22 protein-coding genes are annotated in these 21,535 nt (G+C 61.2%); 9 read left to right on the forward strand and 13 right to left on the reverse strand.

Annotated elements, in window-relative coordinates:
* Positions 1-41 precede the first annotated feature (41 nt).
* On the forward strand, positions 42-419 hold the full coding sequence (locus L8K08_RS03380; RefSeq protein WP_058425300.1) for a hypothetical protein: 378 nt from the start codon (positions 42-44) through the stop codon (positions 417-419).
* Positions 420-560: 141 nt separating this feature from the next.
* Here L8K08_RS03380 and L8K08_RS03385 read toward each other — a convergent pair whose 3' ends face one another.
* Positions 561-770: a cold-shock protein gene (locus L8K08_RS03385; RefSeq protein ID WP_032891681.1), complete on the reverse strand. Its 210-nt coding sequence runs from the start codon at positions 768-770 to the stop codon at positions 561-563.
* 181 nt (positions 771-951) lie between these two features.
* On the opposite strand from L8K08_RS03385, the gene plsB reads away from it, so the two are divergent.
* Genes plsB through L8K08_RS03400 form a run of 3 tightly spaced genes read left to right on the forward strand, consistent with a single transcriptional unit; the run spans position 952 to position 4,637 of the window.
* Entirely contained in the window at positions 952-3,471 is a 2,520-nt protein-coding gene (gene plsB, locus L8K08_RS03390) for a glycerol-3-phosphate 1-O-acyltransferase PlsB (protein WP_242194307.1), read from the forward strand.
* Between the two features lie 51 nt (positions 3,472-3,522).
* Positions 3,523-3,918 carry a YbaY family lipoprotein gene (locus tag L8K08_RS03395; protein ID WP_242194310.1) on the forward strand — a complete coding sequence of 132 codons (396 nt, stop codon included), beginning with the start codon at positions 3,523-3,525 and terminating at the stop codon, positions 3,916-3,918.
* A gap of 29 nt (positions 3,919-3,947) precedes the next feature.
* Positions 3,948-4,637, forward strand: coding sequence for a DUF4197 domain-containing protein (locus L8K08_RS03400; RefSeq protein ID WP_242194311.1), 690 nt, complete (start codon positions 3,948-3,950; stop codon positions 4,635-4,637).
* Between the two features lie 65 nt (positions 4,638-4,702).
* Here the strand turns inward: L8K08_RS03400 and L8K08_RS03405 are convergent, their stop codons facing one another.
* From L8K08_RS03405 to L8K08_RS03415, 3 genes are read right to left on the reverse strand one after another with little or no spacing between them, the layout of a single operon-like run.
* Positions 4,703-5,299, reverse strand: a complete 597-nt coding sequence (locus tag L8K08_RS03405; RefSeq protein ID WP_242194313.1) for a LysE family transporter — start codon at positions 5,297-5,299, stop codon at positions 4,703-4,705.
* Between the two features lie 2 nt (positions 5,300-5,301).
* Entirely contained in the window at positions 5,302-8,367 is a 3,066-nt protein-coding gene (locus L8K08_RS03410; protein ID WP_242194315.1) for an efflux RND transporter permease subunit, read from the reverse strand.
* Positions 8,368-8,373: 6 nt separating this feature from the next.
* Complete coding sequence (locus L8K08_RS03415; protein WP_242194317.1) at positions 8,374-9,477, reverse strand: efflux RND transporter periplasmic adaptor subunit; 1,104 nt, start codon at positions 9,475-9,477, stop codon at positions 8,374-8,376.
* 93 nt (positions 9,478-9,570) lie between these two features.
* On the opposite strand from L8K08_RS03415, the gene L8K08_RS03420 reads away from it, so the two are divergent.
* Complete coding sequence (locus L8K08_RS03420) at positions 9,571-10,206, forward strand: TetR/AcrR family transcriptional regulator (protein WP_242194319.1); 636 nt, start codon at positions 9,571-9,573, stop codon at positions 10,204-10,206.
* A 115-nt stretch (positions 10,207-10,321) separates the two neighbouring features.
* Here the strand turns inward: L8K08_RS03420 and L8K08_RS03425 are convergent, their stop codons facing one another.
* On the reverse strand, positions 10,322-11,104 hold the full coding sequence (locus L8K08_RS03425; RefSeq protein ID WP_145161817.1) for a class I SAM-dependent methyltransferase: 783 nt from the start codon (positions 11,102-11,104) through the stop codon (positions 10,322-10,324).
* Positions 11,105-11,200: 96 nt separating this feature from the next.
* On the opposite strand from L8K08_RS03425, the gene L8K08_RS03430 reads away from it, so the two are divergent.
* Positions 11,201-11,821 (forward strand): energy transducer TonB, encoded by a 621-nt coding sequence (locus L8K08_RS03430; protein WP_145161814.1) that lies wholly within the window; start codon positions 11,201-11,203, stop codon positions 11,819-11,821.
* Between the two features lie 3 nt (positions 11,822-11,824).
* On the opposite strand, the gene L8K08_RS03435 is transcribed toward L8K08_RS03430, so the two are convergent.
* From L8K08_RS03435 to ppc, 7 genes are all read right to left on the reverse strand, one after another.
* The gene (locus tag L8K08_RS03435; RefSeq protein ID WP_242194322.1) at positions 11,825-12,523 is read right to left on the reverse strand and encodes an extensin family protein; all 699 of its coding nucleotides are present in this window, start codon (positions 12,521-12,523) and stop codon (positions 11,825-11,827) included.
* 3 nt (positions 12,524-12,526) lie between these two features.
* A complete protein-coding gene (locus L8K08_RS03440) occupies positions 12,527-13,354 on the reverse strand; it encodes an isocitrate lyase/phosphoenolpyruvate mutase family protein (RefSeq protein WP_106577192.1) in 828 nt (275 codons plus the stop codon).
* A gap of 27 nt (positions 13,355-13,381) precedes the next feature.
* Positions 13,382-14,242 (reverse strand): DUF72 domain-containing protein, encoded by an 861-nt coding sequence (locus L8K08_RS03445; protein ID WP_242194325.1) that lies wholly within the window; start codon positions 14,240-14,242, stop codon positions 13,382-13,384.
* A complete protein-coding gene (locus tag L8K08_RS03450) occupies positions 14,242-14,556 on the reverse strand; it encodes a hypothetical protein (RefSeq protein WP_106577194.1) in 315 nt (104 codons plus the stop codon). The genes L8K08_RS03445 and L8K08_RS03450 overlap by 1 nt, the downstream gene beginning before the upstream one ends.
* 160 nt (positions 14,557-14,716) lie before the next feature.
* Positions 14,717-15,403, reverse strand: coding sequence for a tRNA (adenosine(37)-N6)-threonylcarbamoyltransferase complex dimerization subunit type 1 TsaB (gene tsaB, locus L8K08_RS03455; RefSeq protein WP_242194327.1), 687 nt, complete (start codon positions 15,401-15,403; stop codon positions 14,717-14,719).
* 90 nt (positions 15,404-15,493) lie between these two features.
* The gene (gene adk, locus L8K08_RS03460; protein WP_145161799.1) at positions 15,494-16,141 is read right to left on the reverse strand and encodes an adenylate kinase; all 648 of its coding nucleotides are present in this window, start codon (positions 16,139-16,141) and stop codon (positions 15,494-15,496) included.
* Positions 16,142-16,421: 280 nt separating this feature from the next.
* Positions 16,422-19,067, reverse strand: coding sequence for a phosphoenolpyruvate carboxylase (ppc, locus tag L8K08_RS03465; protein WP_242194329.1), 2,646 nt, complete (start codon positions 19,065-19,067; stop codon positions 16,422-16,424).
* A 184-nt stretch (positions 19,068-19,251) separates the two neighbouring features.
* On the opposite strand from ppc, the gene L8K08_RS03470 reads away from it, so the two are divergent.
* The 3 genes from L8K08_RS03470 to L8K08_RS03480 all read left to right on the forward strand — a co-directional run bounded on the left by L8K08_RS03470 (position 19,252) and on the right by L8K08_RS03480 (position 21,146).
* Positions 19,252-19,596, forward strand: a complete 345-nt coding sequence (locus L8K08_RS03470) for a pilin assembly protein (protein WP_145161793.1) — start codon at positions 19,252-19,254, stop codon at positions 19,594-19,596.
* Between the two features lie 283 nt (positions 19,597-19,879).
* On the forward strand, positions 19,880-20,305 hold the full coding sequence (locus tag L8K08_RS03475; protein WP_145161788.1) for a DUF4398 domain-containing protein: 426 nt from the start codon (positions 19,880-19,882) through the stop codon (positions 20,303-20,305).
* Between the two features lie 55 nt (positions 20,306-20,360).
* Positions 20,361-21,146 carry an OmpA family protein gene (locus L8K08_RS03480; RefSeq protein WP_106577200.1) on the forward strand — a complete coding sequence of 262 codons (786 nt, stop codon included), beginning with the start codon at positions 20,361-20,363 and terminating at the stop codon, positions 21,144-21,146.
* Positions 21,147-21,196: 50 nt separating this feature from the next.
* Here L8K08_RS03480 and L8K08_RS03485 read toward each other — a convergent pair whose 3' ends face one another.
* On the reverse strand, positions 21,197-21,481 hold the full coding sequence (locus tag L8K08_RS03485) for a hypothetical protein (protein ID WP_242194332.1): 285 nt from the start codon (positions 21,479-21,481) through the stop codon (positions 21,197-21,199).
* Positions 21,482-21,535 lie beyond the last annotated feature (54 nt).

A 21,535-nucleotide genomic window follows, 5' to 3' on the forward strand; every position in this document is an offset into this window, starting at 1 on the left:
ATCCGCGAATGGATTTTCGAATCCCGCAACGAGGAACATCCATGCGCCAACCTGATATCGAGATTTACCTGAAGGACGCCGACGTCGACCACAAAGCCATCGCCGCCTGGCTGGGCGCCGCGCTGGGCCCGTGCACCGACTGGGTCCAGAAGGGCCAGACCTACAAGTGCAAAGCCGGCAATGTGCCCGTCACCTGGCTGCCCAAGGCCGTAGGCAAATGGAACAGCCTGTACCTGGAAAGCGACCAGACCCCGTGGGACGACGACATCGCCTGCGCCCGCGCAGCCTTCGCCGCACTCAACGTTGAAGTGCGCTGTGCGCCGGGTACCTGGGTGGAGGAAGAAGGTGAGGAAAGCGCCGACACCTGGATTCGCATCAGCGTGGACGGTGAAGAACAGATCACCTGGAAAACGGCCTGAACCTGAAGTGTGAACCCAATCAAAATGTGGGAGCGGGCTTGCTCGCGAAAGCAGTGGGTCAGTCGCCTTTATTGTGACTGACACACCGCCTTAGCGAGCAAGCCCGCTCCCACAGGGGTTCAGCTGTGTAGCAAAATCAGGTTACAACCCCACCACATCCTCCGCCTGCAACCCCTTCTCGCCGGTCACCACGGCGTATTCCACCTGCTGGCCCTCGGCCAGTGAGCGGTGACCATCACCGCGAATGGCGCGGTAGTGCACAAACACATCCTTGCCGTCCTCGCGTTGAATAAAGCCATAGCCCTTTGCATCGTTGAACCACTTCACATTGCCGGTTTCGCGCGTTGCCATCTGTTTTGCTCCCACATGCTTTTTATTGTTGAGTCAGTCGCATTGAACTGCCGAGTATAAGACAGGCTCAAAAACGATCAACTCAAGTTTACATCGCTGCTTTTTTGCCGATTTTCGGCGAATACGGCACACTACCCGCCCGAGCGCCTGCTCGGTTTTTTCCACTTGAAGCAGCACGCCTATGACCCGCTCTCCGTTCCGCCGTCTGGTGTTTGGCACCTTGCGCCGACTGTTGTACCTCTGGGTTCGCTCGGAGACGATCAACCAGTCGTCCCTAACCCTTAACCTCGACCGCAGCCGGCCGGTGTTTTACGTCCTGCAATCGCCCTCCCTTACCGAACTGGCCGTGGTCGATACCGAGTGCACCAAGGCCGGCTTGCCGCGCCCGGTGCTGCCGGTCTCGGTAGGCCCGCAGATCGAACCCGCCGCGTTCTTCTACCTCACGCCCGAGCCGGATTGGCTCGGCCGTCAGGACAAGCGCGGCGCGCCGCCGACCCTGACCCGGCTGGTCAACACCCTGACCGAACACGCCGAAGAGAATGCACAAATCATTCCGGTCAGCGTGTTCTGGGGCCAGTCGCCCGAGAGCGAGTCCAGCCCGTGGAAACTGCTGTTTGCCGACAGCTGGGCCGTCACCGGGCGCCTGCGCCGTTTGCTGAGCATCCTGATCCTGGGTCGCAAGACCCGCGTGCAATTCTCCGCGCCTATCAACCTGCGTGAATTGATCGAGCACAATAAAGGTCACGAACGCACCGTGCGCATGGCCCAACGCATCCTGCGGGTGCACTTTCGCAACCTGAAGACCGCCGTGATCGGCCCCGACCTGTCGCACCGGCGCAACCTGGTCAAAGGCCTGGTGAACATGCCGTTGGTGCGCCAAGCCATCAGCGAAGAGGCCGAACGCGAGAAAATCTCCCCGGAAAAAGCCAAGGCCCAGGCCTTGCGCTACGGCAACGAGATCGCTTCGGACTACACCTACACCGCGATTCGCTTCCTGGAAGTGGTGCTCAGCTGGTTCTGGAACAAGATCTACGACGGCATCAAGGTCAATAACATCGAAGGCGTGCAAAAGGTTGCCCAGGGTTACGAGGTGATCTACGTACCGTGTCACCGCAGCCATATCGACTACTTGCTGCTGTCCTACCTGCTGTTCAAAAACGGCCTGACCCCGCCGCACATCGCCGCCGGTATCAACCTGAACATGCCGGTGATCGGCAGCCTGCTGCGCCGGGGCGGTGCGTTTTTCATGCGTCGCACCTTCAAGGGCAACCCGCTGTACACCTCGGTGTTCAACGAATACCTGCACACCTTGTTCACCAAGGGCTTTCCGGTGGAGTACTTCGTCGAAGGCGGACGCTCGCGCACCGGGCGCATGCTGCAACCCAAGACCGGGATGCTGGCGATTACCCTGCGCAGCTTTTTGCGCTCCTCACGTATGCCGATCGTCTTCGTGCCGGTGTACATCGGCTATGAGCGCGTGCTGGAAGGCCGCACCTACCTCGGCGAGCTGCGCGGCGCGAGCAAGAAAAAAGAGTCGATCTTCGATATTTTCAAAGTGGTTGGCGCGCTCAAGCAGCGCTTTGGCCAGGTCGCGGTCAACTTTGGCGAGCCGATCAAACTGGCCGAGTTCCTCGACGCCGAGCAACCCGACTGGCGCGCCCAGGAGCTGGGCCCGAACTACAAGCCGGCATGGCTCAACGAAACCACCAACCGCCTTGGCGAGCTGGTGGCGCGTCACTTGAACGAAGCCGCCGCGGTCAACCCGGTGAACCTGGTGGCCTTGGCGTTGCTGTCCACCACACGCCTGGCGCTGGATGAACAGGCCATGGCGCGCCAATTGGACCTGTACCTGGCGCTGCTGCGCCGCGTACCCTACTCACCGCACACCACCTTGCCGGAAGGCGATGGCCTGGCGCTGATCAAGCACGTCAAGGACATGCACCTGCTGTCGGAGCAGAGCGACGCCCTGGGTAAGATTTTGTACCTGGACGAGCAACATGCCGTCCTGATGACCTACTACCGCAACAACGTGCTGCACATCTTCGCCCTGCCGGCGTTGCTGGCGAGTTTCTTCCAGAGCAGCTCGCGCATGAGCCGCGAACAAATCCTGCGCTACACCCGTGCGCTGTACCCGTACCTGCAATCGGAGCTGTTTATCCGCTGGTCGCTGGATGAGCTGGACGCGGTGGTCGACCACTGGCTGGAGGCGTTTGTCGAACAAGGCCTGCTGCGCTTCGAGAATGAGGTGTACCTGCGCCCGGCACCGAGTTCGCGGCATTTTGTGCTGCTGACGCTGCTGTCCAAGAGCATCGCCCAGACTCTGCAACGCTTTTACATGGCGATCTCGCTGCTGCTCAACAGCGGCCAGAACACCATCAGCGCCGAAGAGCTGGAAGACCTGTGCACGATCATGGCTCAGCGCCTGTCGATCCTGCATGGCCTCAATGCCCCGGAGTTCTTCGACAAGAGCCTTTTCCGACATTTTATCCAGACGTTGCTGGAGCAAGATGTGCTGCGCCGCGATGAGGCCGGTAAGTTGAGTTATCACGACCTGCTCGGTGAGTTGGCCGAAGGTGCAGCCAAACGCGTGCTGCCCGCCGACATTCGTTTGTCGATTCGCCAGGTGGCGTTGCACCGCGTCGATGGCGCAGCCGAAACGCCGACCGAAACCGAGCCGGTAAACGCTGAAGAACGCCGCTAGATTGAACGAGGCGCCGGGCGGTTTCCGGCGCCGTTGAAAAGGAGCTGTACCATGAAAAAGATCATCCTCCTGGGCCTGACCGCCCTGCTCGGAGCCTGCCAATCCATGACCCCGAAGGCCAGCCTCGACGGCGAAGTGTTCTACCTGCAACGCATTGCGCTGCCGCCCGCCGCCACCTTGAGCGTCAGCCTGCAGGACGTGTCCTTGATGGACGCTCCGGCCGTGACCCTTGCCGAACAGAAAGGACCGGTCAAAGGCCAGGTGCCGCTGCCATTTCACCTGAGCTACGACCCGGCCCAGATCAAACCAGGCCACACGTACTCGGTCAGCGCTCGCATCGAGCTCGATGGCAAGCTAATGTTTATCACCACCGAGCGGCACGCCGTGCAACTCAACGGCCAAGACCCACAACCAATGCGTCTGCGGGTTGATGCGGTCTCACACTGATTATTCCCAGCTTGAAAAAGGAAGCGCCCATGCTCCGTAATTCTCTTCGCCTCACTGCCCTGTGCGCCGGCCTGCTGCTTGGCGCCAACGCCATGGCGGTGTCACTTGGCAGCCTGTCCCAGGGCGACGCCAGCGGCGGCCTCAAGGATGCACTGACCCAAGGCGCACAAATCGCCGTGAAACAACTGGGCGCGCCCGGTGGCTTCAGCAACAACCCGCAAGTGAAAATCGGCCTGCCCGGCAAACTCGGCAAAGTCGCCGACAAGCTGAAAATGTTCGGCATGGGTGATCAGGTCACGCAGCTCGAAACCAGCATGAACAAAGCGGCAGAAACCGCCGTGACCCAGGCTCAGCCGATCCTGGTCAATGCGGTGAAGAACATGAGCGTGACCGACGCCAAGGGCATCCTCACCGGTGGCCAGGACTCGGCCACTCAATACCTGAACAAAAGCAGCCGCGAAGAGATTCGTGCCAAGTTCCTGCCGATCGTCAAGGCCGCCACCGACAAGGTCGGCGTCGCCCAGCAATACAACGCCCTGGCCGGCAAGGCCGCAGCGTTTGGCGCGGTTGATGCCAAAAGTGCCAACGTCGAAAGCTACGTGACCGAACAGGCGCTGGACGGCCTGTTCAAGATGATCGCGCAGCAGGAAAAAACCATTCGCAAGAACCCGGCCGCGGCTGCCACCAGCCTGGCGAAGAAGGTGTTCGGCGCCCTGTAAACGCTGGCAGTAAACCTTCAATCACTGCGCCAAGGCCGCTGTTCACGGGCCTTGGCGCTGTTGTTTCAGCCCTGGATAACCGCCTGCGCCAACCGCCCAAGCATGAGCGTGGCAAAACAACAAATCGCCACGGATACCGCGCGGTTGATCTTCAGCGGGGTGAGCCACGTCTTCTGAACCCCTTCAAAGCGGCTGCCCAGCACGATCCAGGCAGACCCCACCGGCACCACCACCAACGCCAGCGTGGCCATGAACCCGGCATAGCCTTGCAACGATGCAAATGCGCTGAGCGGGGCGATGAACGAAACGATCAACAGGCCCTTGGGATTCATCACGGTGAGCCAGAAAAAATACACGCCAGAGAAGCGGTCACGGGTCGAATCGATAGCGCTGTGTTTGCGTTGCCACAGCTTGAACGAGACATACAGCAGGTAGCAGCCCGCCGCCAGTTGCGTGGTTTTCAACGCCCACGGCGAATGCGCCGCCAGATACAGCCACGCCACGCCCCACACCGAGACCTGCAACAGGTACGCCAGGCACTCGACCAGCGCCAGCGTCCACGACGCCCGATAGCCGAACAACACCCCGGCACGAAACAACAGGGTGTTGGTCGGGCCAGGGGCAAGCAGCAACAACAGTAAGGCTGAAACAGTGGCCAGCATGATTACGCGACGTCCTTCCTCACTCGGAACCACGCAGCATACAGGGCCGGCAGGAACAACAGGGTCAACGCCGTCGCCACAATCAACCCGCCCATGATCGCCACGGCCATCGGCCCGAAGAACACGCTGCGTGACAGTGGAATCATGGCCAACACCGCCGCGAGCGCCGTCAGCACAATCGGGCGGAAGCGTCGCACGGTCGCTTCAATGATCGCTTGCCAGGGTGTCAGGCCGGCCTTGATGTCTTGCTCGATCTGATCGACCAGGATCACCGAGTTGCGCATGATCATGCCCGACAAGGCGATAGTCCCGAGCATGGCGACAAACCCGAAGGGCTGGCGGAACACCAGCAGAAACAAAGTCACGCCGATAAGGCCCAGCGGAGCCGTCAGAAACACCATCGCAGTGCGTGAGAAGCTGCGCAGTTGCAGCATCAGCAAGGTCAGGACCACCACGATAAACAGCGGCACACCGGCCTTGACCGAATTCTGGCCACGCGCAGAGTCTTCAACGGTGCCGCCGACCTCCAGCAAGTAACCTTCCGGCAGTTCGGCGCGCACGCCTTCAAGGGTCGGCAGGATCTGCTGGACCAGGGTCGCCGGTTGTTCCTTGCCATAGATGTCGGCGCGCACAGTCACCGTCGGCAGGCGGTTGCGGTGCCAGATAATGCCCTCTTCGAAGCCGTACTCAAGGGTGGCAATCTGCGACAGCGCCACGCTTTTGCCGTTGTCGGTCGGCACGGCCAGGCTTGGCAACAACGACAACTCGGTGCGCTCGTGCACGGTGCCGCGCAGGAGGATTTCGATCAACTCGTTGTCCTCGCGGTACTGGCTGACGCTTGCACCAGTCAGCGAACTCTGCAGGAACTTCGACACGTTGGCGGTGCTTACACCCAGGGCGCGGGCGCGGTCCTGATCGATATTGAGGTAGACGATTTTGCTCGGCTCTTCCCAGTCCAGGTGCACGTTGACCACGTGGGTATTTTCACGAACTTTGGCCGCCACTTTGCGGGCCAGGGCACGGACCTCTTCGATGTGTTCGCCGGTCACGCGAAACTGCACCGGGTAACCCACCGGTGGACCGTTCTCCAGGCGTGTGACCCGCGAACGCAGTTCGGGGAATTGCTCGTCAAGGGTTTCGATCAGCCAGGTGCGCAGGCTTTCACGCTCTTCGATGGTCTTGGCCAGCACTACAAATTGCGCGAAGCTCGCGGCCGGCAATTGCTGGTCCAGCGGCAGGTAGAAGCGCGGCGAACCGGTGCCGACATACGCCACATAGTTGTCGATGCCGGCGTGTTCCTTGAGCAGCGCTTCCAGGCGTTTGACCTGCTCGGCGGTGTTGCTCAGGGACGCCCCTTCAGCCAGCTTGAGATCGACCATCAACTCCAGGCGGCCGGAGGCCGGGAAGAACTGTTGCGGCACAAAGCGGAACAGCGCGACCGAGCCGATAAACAACAGCAACGTCAGCACGATCACGGTTTTGCGCCGACGCACACACCATTCAACCAAACGTCGCACACGCTGATAGAACGGCGTGCCGTAGGGATCTGGCCCATCGGTGCCGTGCTTGGCGGCATGAATTTTCGCCAGGTCCGGCAGGAGTTTTTCCCCCAGGTACGGCACAAACACCACGGCGGCCACCCATGAGGCCAGCAGCGCGATGGTCACGACCTGGAAAATCGAGCGGGTGTATTCACCGGTGCTCGATTGTGCGGTGGCAATTGGCAGAAACCCTGCAGCGGTGATCAACGTACCGGTGAGCATCGGGAACGCAGTGCTGGTCCAGGCAAAGCTGGCGGCCTTGAGCCGGTCGTAGCCCTGCTCCATTTTGATCGCCATCATTTCCACGGCGATGATCGCGTCATCGACCAGCAGGCCCAGGGCCAGGACCAATGCGCCGAGGGAGATCTTGTGCAAGCCGATGCCCAGGTAATACATGGTGGCGAAGGTCATCGCCAACACCAGCGGAATCGCCAGGGCCACCACCATGCCGGTGCGCACACCGAGGGAAAAGAAGCTCACCAACAATACGATCGCCAGTGCCTCGGCGAGTACCTGGACGAATTCGCCGACGCTGGTTTTCACCGCGGCCGGTTGGTCCGACACCTTGCGCAGCTCCATGCCTGCCGGAAGGTTCTTCTGCAGGCGTGCGAATTCACCTTCGAGGGCCTTGCCCAATACCAGAATGTCGCCGCCGTCACGCATGGCCACGGCCAGCCCGATGGCGTCCGCGCCCATATAGCGCATGCGCGGTGCCGGTGGGTCGTTGAAACCCCGGTGGATATCGGCCACGTCGCCAATGCGAAAGGTGCGGTCACCGACGCGAATCGGAAAATTGCGGATCTCCTCCACCGTCTTGAAGTTGCCGGACACACGCAACTGCACACGCTCGGTCGGGGTTTCGAAGAAGCCGGCGGTAGAGACGGCGTTCTGCTCCTGCAACGCCTGCTGCACGGCGGCCAATGGCAGGCCGAGGGTGGCGAGTTTGAGGTTGGATAATTCGATCCAGATTTTTTCGTCCTGCAGGCCGAGCAGCTCGACCTTGCCCACATCCGGCACACGTTGCAGTTGAATCTGGATGCGGTCGGCGTAGTCCTTGAGCACCGCGTAGTCGAAACCGTCACCGGTCAACGCGTAGATATTGCCGAAGGTGGTGCCGAATTCATCGTTGAAAAACGGCCCCTGGATATCCGGCGGCAAGGTCTGGCGAATGTCGCTGATCTTTTTGCGCACCTGGTACCACAAGTCCGGAATCTGCGCCGAGTGCATCGCGTCGCGCGCTATGAAAGTGACTTGGGATTCACCGGGGCGCGAGAAGGAAACAATGCGCTCGTAGTCGCCGGTCTCCATGAGCTTTTTCTCGATACGCTCGGTGACTTGGCGCGAGACTTCCTGGGCCGTGGCTCCGGGCCAGTTGGTCTTGATCACCATGGCCTTGAAGGTAAACGGTGGGTCCTCGCTTTGCCCCAGCTTGGTGTAGGACAGCGTACCGACGACCGCCAGCAGGATCATCAGGAACAGTACGATCTGGCGATTACGCAACGCCCATTCGGAAAGATTGAAACCCATCGGGGACTACTCCTTGTTGGCCGCCAGATTCACCACGCGGTTGGAGCGATCCACCGGGCGCACCTGCTGGCCCTCATGGAGCACATGCACACCGGCCGCAATCACCCAATCGGTGGGGGCCAGGCCTTCCAGTACCGGCACGGTTTTTTCACCAAAGGCGCCGATCCGCACCGGCGTGCGCTTGAGCGTGTTGTCTGGCTGCACCACCCAGACGTAGGACGCGCCATTCTCTGCACTCAGCGCTGACAGCGGCACCGCCAGCGCAATCACGCCGTCAGCCTGTATGAATACGCGGGCGCTCTGGCCCAGCTCGGCCGGGACTTTGCCGCTGGTGAAGGCAACGCGGGCGGCAAAGGTGCGCGATTTTGGATCAGCAGCCGGCGACAGTTCACGGATACGCCCGGCAAAACGTTGGTCGGGCTGGCTCCATAATTCAACCGACACGGGCTGGCCGATCTTGAACCGGCCGAAACCTTGCTCCGGCAGGCTGATCAGCACTTCGCGCTCGCCATCGGTGGCCAGGGTGAAGACGGTTTGGCCGGCCGACACCACTTGGCCAACTTCCACCGCGCGCTTGGCGACCACACCGTCCTGGGGCGCGCGCAGTACGGCGTAACCGGCCTGGTTGCTGGACACGTCGAACTCGGCCTTGATCTGCTTGAGGCGTGCTTCACCGGATCGGTAGAGGTTTTCGGAATTGTCGTACTGAGAACGGCTGACCATCTGACGGTCCATCAGGGTCTTGTAGCGATCACGCTCGGCGCGCACCAGGCTCAGGTTGGCTTCGGCGGCGGCCACTTGGGCGCGCGTGGCTTCCAGTTGCAGGCGTACGTCCTGCGGATCAAGTTCGGCCAGCGGTTGGTTGGCCTTGACCCGCTCGCCCTCCTCCACCAGGCGTTTACTGACTTTGCCGCCAATGCGAAAGGCCAGGTCCGGCTCATAACGGGCACGTACCTCGCCTGGAAAGCTGTCCATCGCCTGCGCCGAGGGCTGCGGTTGCACCACCATGGCTGGACGGAGGGTGGTTTGGGCCGCTTCTTCATGGCCGCAGGCGGCCAACAGGAAGATCAGGCTGACAGGCAACGCAAGGTGCAGGAAAGTGCTGCGCATGCTGTAGGACCTTTCGCAAATGGAGCTAGGAATAATTATACTGGCCGGTATGTTATTAATACCAAACTCACCAGTCCAGTATTAAAGGTGAAAATGTCCGACAATCCTGTAAACACCAATAGCCCCGGGCGTCCCAAGGACATGGCAAAACGCCAGGCAATCCTCGAAGCCGCGAAAAATCTGTTTTTGAGCAATGGCTACGCCAGCACCAGCATGGATGCCGTGGCAATGGAGGCCGGCGTGTCGAAACTGACCGTCTACAGCCACTTCACCGACAAAGAGACGCTGTTCACCGCCGCTGTCGTGGCCACATGCGAAGAACAGTTGCCGGTGATGTATTTCGAGCTGCCCGCCGGCATGCCGGTGGAAACCGTGCTGCTGAACATCGCACGGGGCTTTCATCGGCTGATCAACAGCGAGGAGTCGGTGAACCTGCATCGCCTGATGATGACCACCGGCAATCAGGACGTGAAACTCTCACAGATCTTCTTTGAAGCCGGGCCGATGCGCATGCTGCAGGGTATGGAGCGCCTGCTCAGCCGCATCCACCAGAGCGGCGCGCTGAGCATCGACAAACCGTTTACGGCAGCCGAGCACTTCTTTTGCCTGCTCAAGGGCACGGCGAATTTCTGCTTGCTGTATGGCTGCGGCGGGCAACTGAGCGAAGAAGCCGCCGAGGCGCATGTGCAGGAGGTGGTGGGGTTGTTTATGCGGGCTTACAAGCCCTGACGCTGGGTGGTGTCTGGACCGGCGCTATCGCAGGCAAGCCAGCTCCCACAGGAGAATGCATTCCAGCATGAGAACACGGTCAACTGTGGGAGCTGGCTTGCCTGCGATGAGGCCCTCAAGGCTTGAGCGCTTTCTTCGGATAAATGTCATACCGGCTCGACTTGCCATCCAGCGCATGGCTCGGCTTTGGCCCTTCAATGCACGGCGCCTTGCGTGGACGCTTGACCACCACGCGGTGACTGGCCAAGGCCAAGGCCGCGGCGAGCAACGCCGGTGCGTCCGGGTCATCGCCCACCAGTGGCCGGAACAGGCGCATTTCCTTCTTCACTAACGCAGTTTTCTCACGATGAGGGAACATCGGGTCGAGGTAGATCACCTGCGGCGGCTCACCTTCCCAATTGCGCATCACGTCGATGGAGTTGCCCTTGAGCAACTTCATGCGCGCCACAATCGGCGCCACTTCGAAGTCGTCCGCGCCACGGGCCAGGCCGTCTTCGAGCAAGGCGCCGATCAGTGGTTGGCGCTCGATCAGGCTCATCTCGCAGCCAAGGCTGGCCAGCACGAACGCGTCCTTGCCCAGCCCCGCCGTGGCGTCCAGCACGCGTGGGCGCACGCCTTGGGCAATGCCCACCGCCTTGGCGATCATCTGCCCGCTGCCACCGCCGTATAGACGCCGGTGCGCCGCGCCACCTTCGACAAAATCCACGCGCACCGGCCCCGGTGCATCGGGCCCGAGCTGCTGCAGTTGCAGGCCGTGCTCGCCCACTTGCAGGGAAAAATCCGCCTCCTCCAGCTGCACAGGCAGGCCGAGCTGCGACGCCCACTGCTCGGCACGCGCCTGAAAACCTTCGGCCAAAGCCTCGACCCGAATGCGGCTGGCCGCTGGTTGTTCGCTCATCAATCGCTACGCTCAAAAATATTAAGGATCGGCAAACAGCGGCCGATAAAAACAACAGTCAGGTATTTTGCCAGAGCTGAGCGTCGACCGAGAAAAATGTCAGACATTCTTCCCCTAACCATCGGTGTACTGCCGACCCACAACCACTACGGCCTGCGCAATACTCAAGCGCTGGCCGGGGTGAGTCATGTGTGGCAGGACTTCTTTGCCCGGGCGCTGGCCGAGCAGCTCGGCGACACGCCGGACGCGCGCGCTGCCAAAGCACCGGCCCCCAGAGACCCGGCGGTAGAACCCAGCGAAGGCGCCGACCTGCTGTCGCAGATCCTCACCCAGCGTGAATGCGACGTGAAAGACACCGAAATAGCCCCGCCGGAACCGCTGTTCCTGCCGATCGCCGAATTCGAAACCGAGTTGCTGCCGCCACCCGCTACGCCGTTCCCGGCGCAAGAAATCGTTGCCCAACAGCGCCAGCAGAACTTTGAAAGTGGCTGGGTACGCCCGCTGGTGCTGAATGCCGGCCAGCCGCTGCCTGAGCCTGGGCCGGCGCCTGAACCGCAGCCGCTGCACCTGCCCATCGCCGAGTTCGAACTGGACTTGCTGCCGCCGCCCGCCGTGCCTTATCCAAAGGAAGAGCTGGTGGCGCAACAGAAAGCGCTCGACTTCGACTACCACTGGGCGCGCCCACTGATCCTCAACAACCTGCGCCTGGCCGCCTGAGGCTCAGCGACACACTCCCCAACGCCCCATGTCCAGATGAAAGTGGTTGCGATGAGCAGCGTTGTAGTCCGGGCTCAACACCACGTTGAAATCATCGCAGGCGCCATCGCGCACCTGGCGCAGAAACCGCGCGCTGTCGCCCGTCCCCGGCCAATCCTTGAGCACACTGATGCTGCGCCCATCCGCCAGGCGGAAGCCGGCGATATCCAGGGCATTGGCCGAGGCGTGCTGACTGAGCCGCCCGTCTGCACGGTTATACATATTGCGACAGGCGAAGCTGCCCAGGTGATCGACCCGCGTCACCGCCTGGCCAAACACCGCCTGCGCCGCAGGTTGCAGGCTATGGCGTTCGAACAGGGCAAAGGCGACGGCCAGCGGGCAACTGGCGAGAAAGCTGCTGCTCAAGGCTACGTCAGCGCCTTGTACGCGCAAGACATTGCGCAATGGGCACGCGGCATCAGCCGGGCTGTCAGCCTGATGGCTGACGCGCAAGCCCGAGGTTTTCAGCACCTCATCGCACAGCGCTGGATCATCCTGCAGGCGACCGAGCTTGAAGCGCGTGAGCAGGTTCGGCTTGGCACGCACATCCAGCGGCGCCCAGGGGTTCCACTCGGCAGGCAACGGCACCCAGCCACGCCACACGCCCACTGCAAACACACCCGCCAGCAACAGCAGCGCACCGCTCACGTTAAGAAAACGCACGGCTCAGCCCTTGAAGAATTGGTTGGCCTGGCTGAATGGCATTTTGCGCTCGGTGAAGGTAAAGGTGCCCAACTGGTAGACCTCCTGCGCAGCGCGGTAGAACTCGCCATACGCCGCCAGCGCCATGGCCGAGCCGACACTGATGCGGCGCACGCCCATCTCGCTCAACTGCGCGACGCTGAGGTTCAAGCCACCGGACATCAACACATTCACCGGTTTGGGCGCGACCGCCCTGACCACCGCCAACACGTCTTCGGCACTGCGCAACGCCGGCGCATAGAGCACGTCGGCTCCCGCCTCGGCGTAGGCCTGCAGGCGGCGAATGGTGTCAGGCAAATCCAGGCGACCGTGCAGGAGGTTTTCTGCGCGGGCCGTCAGGGTGAACGCAAATGGCAGACTGCGGGCCGCCGCAACCGCCGCCTCGACGCGCTCAACAGACAAATCAAACGGATAGATCGGGTCGACAGCAATGCCTGTGGCGTCTTCGATGGAGCCACCGACGATGCCCGTGGCGGCCGCCCGCAGGATGGTCTGGGCGCAGCCTTCGGGGGTATCGCTGAAACCGTTTTCCAGATCGGCCGCCACCGGTAGCGCGGTCGCCCGAACGATGGCTGACGCATTGCCCAGCGTGTCCTCCAGCGACAACGCACCTTCCGCATCCGGCCGCCCCAGGCTGAATGCATAACCTGCGCTGGTGGTGGCCAGGGCTTCAAAACCCAGGCTGGCGAGCATGATGGCCGAGCCGGCGTCCCACGGGTTGGGCATCACGAACGCGCGATCACGCTCGTGCAAGGCTTTGAAGGTTTCGGCGCGAAGGGTTTGGGCATCCATGTCTGACTCCTGGCGGAAAAAGGAGCCTTAGAGTAACCCCAGTTGCTCCGCTGCGGGTTCTCGATGCAAGGTCGGCAGCGGTGGCAGGCCCGGCAAACGCGCCATCAGTTGTTGATGAAAACGCAGCGCCAGTTGCGCGGCAAGGCGGTTATCCGAGGTGTGCAGGAACACATACGGCGTGCGGTCTTCCTCGATCCAACCGGCGACTTTTTCCACCCACGGCACCAGGAACGGGTCGTTGGCTTCCAGCTCCGGATGACCAATGAAACGCACTTGGGGAAACAGCGTCAGCGCGGCCGGACGCGGCGGCACCTTGGGTTTCTTCGACTGAGCGTGCAGCACGGCGGCTGAGGTAGAGGTGCAACTGAACAGCGCGCGCGGGTCGAGGCAGATTCGCTCAACGCCACGGTCACGCAGCAAACGGTTGAGGCTGCGCTCGTCATCGCCCTTGGCGAAGAACGCCTGATGGCGCACTTCCACCGCCAGCGGGCGTTCCAGTCCATCAATAAAACCGGCCAGTTCACCGAGGCGTTGGGGCGAAAAGCTCGCCGGCAGTTGCAGCCACAACGGCGCGACACGCTCACCCAACGGGCTCATCAAGCCGACAAAACTTTCCGCTGCCGGCAACTGCTCACGCAGGTCGCCACTGTGGCTGATGTCGCCGGGGAATTTGGCGGTGAAACGAAAATCGGCGGGCATGATTTCAGCCCAGCGCTGCACGGTGGCGGCCGAGGGTCGGGCATAAAACGTGGTGTTGCCTTCAACGGCGTTGAAGACTTGGGCATACAGCGAAAGGTAGTCGCTGGCGCGTGCATCGGCTGGGTACAGGTACTCGCGCCAGGCGTTTTCACTCCAGGACGGGCAACCGATAAAGTAAGGCAGACGCATCAAATATGGATGTCGAGACCCAGCACTTCCATATCCCATTCGACAAAGCCGGCAGTGGTCAGGTAGCTGGCCAGGGCTGTAGCGACGCTTTTGCTCATGGAGCGGGGGAAGACCATGTCTTGCTGACGCGCGGGAAGACCGCTGATACGCGCGCCGGCTGAACCTTGGGCGCTGGAATGAGAACTGGCATGCGACTCGGATTGGACCTCGATGAAGTCCGGCGAATCCTCGACGGAATCGTCTACCGTCACGTTCGCCTTGCGCGGCTTACGTTTGAGAGGGTAGGACTGTGAGGAGAAGCCGTCTATACGCATACATGCAGACTCGGTATCAATGATGGCAATTTAGCGGCACTTTCCGTGGTGCGCAAATGCTCTGGTGATAACTAGAACACATAATTTGTAAAAGGTTTAAAAACGGGGCCAAATTCTGACGATTGGCGAACTTTGCCCCAAATTGCCATCATTTTTGACGTCAAATAATCCCGCGCTCAGCCTTGGTCTGCGCGACTTTATCGCGCAGATAAACCGGCGCCGCCTGATCGGCCGGAATCGCTTCGCCACGCTCGAAAGCGAAGCGTGCCAGCGTCAGCAAGTCCTGGGCATGAGGCAACATCCCAGCGTCCTGACCCACCAGCTTTACGCCAATGCGCTCGCCATAACCCCAGCCAGTGCCGGCACCGAACCAGTCACCGCTGGCATCCGCCGGCAACACAGAGGACTGCGGCGATTGCACCGCTTCGACGCCCACCAGGCGCATTTCGCCAGCGTGCTCGCGGTAGCAACCCCAATAGACTTCGTCCATGCGCGCGTCGATGGCCGCGGCGACTTGCGAAGCGCCGTGTTCACGCAAGGCACGCTGGGCCAGCACTGCCAGGTTGGAGACCGGCAATACCGGACGCTCCAACGCAAAGGCCAGGCCCTGGACCACACCGATGGCAATCCGCACACCGGTGAACGCACCCGGGCCACGGCCAAAGGCAATGGCGTCGACGGCCGCGAGCGTGGTGCCCGCGTCCTCAAGCAGTTGCTTGATCATCGGCAACAGCTTCTGCGCATGCAGGCGTGGGATCACCTCGTAGTGGCTCGTTACCTTGCCATCGTGCAGCAAGGCAACGGAGCAAGCTTCAGTCGCGGTGTCCAGGGCCAGCAGGGTGCTCATGGGTGTCGGTGTCCAAGTCGAAAAAAAGTGCGCCAGTATAAACAACAACGGCCCGCAAGCGGGCCGTTGTCAGTGAAGCCGATCGATGGATCAGCTCAACGCTTGCAGCACCTTGGCGGTGATGGCTTCTACGGAGCCGACGCCAGGGATGTGGCTGTACTTCGGCTTGCCGTTGGCAGCAGACAACTTCTGGTAGAAATCCACCAGCGGCTTGGTCTGCGAATGGTAGACCGACAGGCGATGACGCACGGTTTCTTCAGTGTCGTCTTTACGCTGCACCAGGTCGTCGCCGGTGACATCGTCCTTGCCGGCCACTTTAGGCGGATTGTAGACGATGTGGTAAACGCGGCCCGAGGCTTCGTGAACACGACGACCGGCGATGCGCTGGACGATTTCTTCGTCTTCAACTGCGATTTCAACCACGGCATCCAGCTCGACGCCGGCTTTCACCAAGGCTTCGGCCTGGGGAATGGTGCGTGGGAAACCGTCGAACAGGAAGCCGTTCTTGCAGTCTTCCTGGCTGATGCGTTCCTTGACCAGGTTGATGATCAGGTCATCGGAAACCAGGCCGCCGCTGTCCATCACGCTTTTTGCGATCAGGCCCAGCTCGGTGCCGGCCTTGACGGCCGCGCGCAGCATGTCGCCGGTGGAGATTTGTGGAATGCCGAATTTTTCAGTGATGAACTTTGCCTGAGTACCTTTACCGGCCCCGGGAGCTCCCAGCAGAATGACGCGCATCGATGTGCTCCTCAATTTTTTATAGAGATGACGCTCGGATTCGCCGCGTGGGGCCAATCTCGTAAAAATATGGGTCCAGGCCGATCAAACGGCCAAAGGCTGATCAAGATACACAGCGGGCTCTATCCATACAAGCCGCCGAAAGTCGCAGGAACCCACGCCCGGCATGCGTCACAGCTCGGGTGTGCCTGAGTGCAACCTTGCCCCGCAAACGCCGACCGCCCTTTTCGGGGCGGTCGTCATGGTTTACCTGCAAGCCGTTGAGAACACGCAGAAAACTTTAACCGGTGTTGCGCAAACCGGCGGCAATACCGGCCACAGACACCAGCAGCGCCTGTTCCAGAGGGCTGTCCTGTGCGGCTTCCTGCTCACGCGAGCGCGCCAGCAACTCGGCCTGCAGCAAGTGCAACGGGTCGAGGTAGGTGTTGCGCAGACGGATGAACTCAAGGGTGTCCGGGCTATGGGCCAGCAGTTGCGACTGGCCAGTCAGGCCAAGCACCACGCTGCACGCCTGCGACAATAGGTCGCGTAAGTGCGCACCCAATGGCAGCAGGTCCGGTTGCACCAGACGCTCGTCATACAGGCGGGCAATATCGGCATCGGCCTTGGCCAGCACCATTTCCAGCATGTCGATGCGCGTGCGGAAGAACGGCCACTGCTCGCGCATCTGCCCCAGCAACTCGCCTTCACCCCGCTCCAGGGCCTTGCTGAGTGCTGCTTCCCAGCCGAGCCACGCAGGCAGCATCAAGCGGGTTTGGGTCCAGCCGAAGATCCATGGAATGGCCCGCAGGCTTTCGATCCCGCCCGCGCGGCGCTTGGCCGGGCGACTGCCGAGCGGCAAGCGGCCGAGCTCCTGCTCTGGCGTGGACTGGCGAAAGTACTCGACGAACTGCGGATTTTCCCGCACCACGGCGCGGTAGGCGCCGACACCGTCCGCTGCCAATTCATCCATCAAATGGCGCCAGGCAGGCTCCGGTGGTGGCGGTGGCAACAGCGTGGCTTCCAAGACGGCGGCCAGGTACAGGTTGAGGTTCTGCTCAGCGATGTCCGGCAAGCCGAATTTGAAGCGGATCATTTCGCCTTGCTCGGTGGTACGGAAACGCCCCGCCACCGAGCCCGGCGGCTGCGACAGGATCGCCGCGTGCGCCGGGCCGCCGCCACGGCCGACGGTGCCGCCGCGACCGTGGAACAACAGCAATTCCACCTGTTGTTCGCGGCAGATATCCACCAAGCGTTCCTGTGCCCGGTACTGTGCCCAGGCGGCGGCAGTGGTGCCGGCATCCTTGGCTGAGTCCGAGTAGCCAATCATGACTTCCTGCGGGCCTTGCAACCGCGCGCGATAGCCCGGCAATTGCAGCAGGGTTTCCATGACCGGCCCGGCGTTATCCAGGTCGGCCAGGGTTTCGAACAACGGCACCACCCGCATCGGCCGTTGCACGCCCGACTCTTTAAGCAGCAGTTGCACCGCCAGCACATCGGAGGCGGCGCCTGCCATTGAGATGACATACGAGCCGAGCGATGCAGCGGGCGCGGCGGCGATTTCCTTGCAGGTGTTCAACACCTCGGCAGTGTACGCCGACGGTTTGAAGTAGCCCGGCAGCAGCGGCCGGCGATTGGTCAGCTCCTGGGTCAGGAAACTGATGCGCGCCTCTTCGTCCCAGTCTTCATAACGACCCAAGCCCAGGTAATCGGTGATTTCGGTCATCGCCGACGAATGCCGGCTGGAATCCTGGCGCACGTCCAGGCGTACCAGAAACAGGCCAAAGGTCACCGCACGCCGCAGGCAGTCGAGCAGCGGGCCATCGGCGATCACGCCCATGCCGCACGCGTGCAGCGACTGATAACACAACTCCAGCGGGTCCAGCAGGTCACGGTTGTTCTGCAACACTTCGGCCGGCGCCGGGGTGTTGGCGGTCAGCGAGGTGTGCGCCCATTGGCGCGTGGCGCGCAGACGTTCGCGCAGTTGCTTGAGCAAGGCGCGATAAGGCTCGACGCTGTCGCCCACCTTGGCCTGCAACGCCGGGCTGGCCTGTTGCATCGACAGCTCGGACGCCAGGTGATCGATGTCGCGCAGGTACAAATCCGCCGCCATCCAACGTGCGAGCAACAGCACTTCACGGGTCACCGGTGCGGTGACATTCGGGTTGCCGTCACGGTCGCCGCCCATCCACGAAGCAAAGCGGATCGGCGCTGCCTCCAGCGGCAAGTGCAGGCCGGTAGCGGCGTGCAGGGCATGGTCGGCTTTGCGCAAGTAGTTGGGGATGGCGTGCCACAGCGAATGCTCGATCACCGCAAAGCCCCATTTTGCCTCGTCGACAGGCGTCGGGCGCACGCGGCGGATTTCTTCGGTGTGCCAGGCTTCGGCGATCAGCCGTTGCAGGCGTTCACGGATCTGTTCGCGCTCGGCACTGGTGAGGTCGCGGTGGTCCTGCAGCGCCAGTTGCGCGGCAATCGCATCGTATTTCTGAATGAGGGTGCGCCGCGCCACTTCGGTGGGGTGGGCAGTGAGGACCAGTTCAATCTCCAGTCGCGCCAACTGGCGGGCCAGCGACTCGTTGCTGTGCCCTTCGCTTTGCAGGCGGGCCAGCAACTCGGGCAACACACGGGATTCGAACGGTGCCGGTTGCGACTCATCGCGCCGGTGGATCAATTGGTATTGCTCGGCAATATTGGCCAGGTTGAGGAACTGGTTGAAGGCTCGCGCCACGGGCAGCAGTTCGTTTTCCTGCAATTGGTTCAAGCTGGCGCTGAGTTCCTCGCCGGCGGCTTGCTCGGCTACGGCTCCACGGCGGTCGGCCTTGGCGCCTTTGCGGATCTGCTCGATCTTGTCGAGAAACTCGTCGCCGTACTGCTCTCGAATGGTGTTGCCCAACAGCTCACCCAGCAGGTGAACATCCTCACGCAAGCGTGCATCGATATCACTCATCAGCCAATCTCCAGCCAGAAATCCGGGACGCGCAGGGGTTCCAGAGTGCCGCCCGCGTCGGTTTCTGACAAGACACTTTAAACCTTGTGAGTTGCAGCTAGTCTCAACAGTGAGTCGCCGCGTTAACCGCGCCGGCGGCCGGACACTCATCACCGCCTGCTACTGCGGGCTCATTGAGGTTGCCATGAAGATTCGAGAACTGGCCCAGCATTGGGAAGAGAACGCCACGGGTCGCCTGACCAAGACCGAGTACGCGATTCATCTGGATGTGGAGTCTGCCGCACGGCTGGCCGCCATTGCCGAGATGTACCCCAAGCGCCACACCGAAGAACTGCTCGGCGAGCTGATCGGCGCCGCCCTTGAAGAGCTGGAAGCGAGCTTTCCCTACGTCAAGGGCCAGCACGTGATTGCCACCGATGAAGAGGGTGATCCCCTCTACGAAGACGTGGGCCCGACGCCACGCTTTCTCACGTTGTCCCGGCGCTATCTGCATGATTTGTCAGACAGTGCTGACGAACAGCAGCACTGATACACACCTGCAAAACCTCTTTTGACCCAAGTATTCCGGGCCTTTCACGGGTCCGGAGTACCTCTGCGCGCGTCGAAAGTTCCAACTGTTAAACGCTGACCATTCAGTCAGATATTTTTTTAGGCAATTCGCCATCTTCTCTGAACTTTTGAAAAAAGCCTCCGGTCACAGCCAGTAAGCCATCACTTGGAACGGCCGTTTGAATGAGTGTCTCGAGCCTTGCCGCCGAGACCCGAACCGCCGACCGGTGCCATGGATTTTGATGTTTTTCAGGAGTTACCCAATGGAGTTGAAGACGATGAAGACCAGCACTGCCAAAACCTCGTTTAACCACCTGCGCGGGCTTAAATTGGCCGCGCTGGCAATCGGCACCAGCTTCGTTCTGGCGGGCTGCGCCGGCAACCCACCGACCGAGCAATACGCCGTGACCCAATCTGCGGTCAACAGCGCTGTAAGCGCCGGCGGCACCGAGTACGCAGCTGTGGAAATGAAGTCGGCTCAGGACAAGCTCAAAGAAGCCGAAATCGCCATGCATGACAAGAACTACGACAAGGCTCGTCAGCTGGCCGAACAAGCCGAGTGGGACGCTCGCGTTGCAGAGCGCAAAGCTCAGGCCGCCAAAGCCCAACAGGCTGTGAAGGACTCCCAGAAGGCTGTTCAGGAGCTGCGTCAGGAAGGCATGCGCCCAGCTGTTATCCAACAGCAATAAGCCAACGCCCCTGATTGCATTGCACCCGAAATCGAATTGAAAGGACGACACGACTATGCGTAAACAATTGATGATCCCTGCTCTGCTGGCGATGAGCGTTGCCCTGGCGGCCTGCTCCACCCCGCCGAACGCGAACCTGGAAAACGCACGGACCAACTTCTCGGCCCTGCAGACCAACCCACAAGCCACCAAGCTTGCGGCGCTGGAAACCAAGGACGCCAGCGACTGGCTGGACAAGGCTGACAAGGCCTACCGCGACAAGGAAGACGAGAAGAAGGTCGACCAACTGGCTTACCTGACCAACCAGCGCGTTGAAGTGGCCAAAGACACCATCGTGCTGCGTGAATCCGAAGCCAAGCTGAAAAACGCTGGCGACGAACGTGCTCGCGCCCTGCTGCAAGCCCGTGACGCCCAGATCAAGCAACTGCAAGACAGCTTGAACGCCAAGCAAACTGATCGCGGCACCCTGGTGACTTTCGGTGATGTGCTGTTCGCCACCAACAAGTCCGATCTGAAATCCAGCGGCCTGGTCAACATCACCAAGCTGGCGCAGTTCCTGCGTGACAACCCGGACCGTAAAGTGATCGTCGAAGGCTACACCGACAGCACCGGCTCCGACTCGTACAACCAGAGCCTGTCCGAGCGTCGTGCCGCTTCCGTGCAGCGCGCACTGGCTCAACAAGGCGTGGATATCTCGCGCATCGTGACCCAGGGTTACGGCAAGGAATACCCGGTTGCCGACAACGGCAGCGCCTCGGGCCGTGCCATGAACCGTCGCGTTGAAGTGACCATCTCCAACGACAACCAGCCGGTCAAGCCACGTTCTTCCGTTGCTAATTGATCGATTGAAGCAGTAAAAAAAACCCACCTTTTGGTGGGTTTTTTTATGCCTCAGACTTCGATTTTACGGCTGCTGTCATCGGCGGGCATCATGGCCTCCATGCCTTGTCGGCCCGCCATCAGTTTCTCCAGTTCCTGCGGGCCCTTCTGGTCCTCGGCGCTGCCGCCCTGAGACCCGCCCGCCGCCTTCGACAGCATGTCCATGAGCATCTTCATCGGGTCTTGTTTCTCTTGCTTCTGGGCGTCTTGAGCGCCGTCCTCGCCGCCCTGCCCCAGCTTTGCTGCGCCCTGGGCCATTTCCAACATCTTACTGATCGCGCCAATTCCACCAACCATGATCACTCTCCCGAATTTGATATACGCAAGTTAACTATCAGCAACACTGACACG

Origin of the sequence: Pseudomonas sp. TREG-RG-20F-10-E-6-01 (genome assembly GCF_022662455.1) — a bacterium.
Classification (GTDB): Bacteria; Pseudomonadota; Gammaproteobacteria; order Pseudomonadales; family Pseudomonadaceae; genus Aquipseudomonas.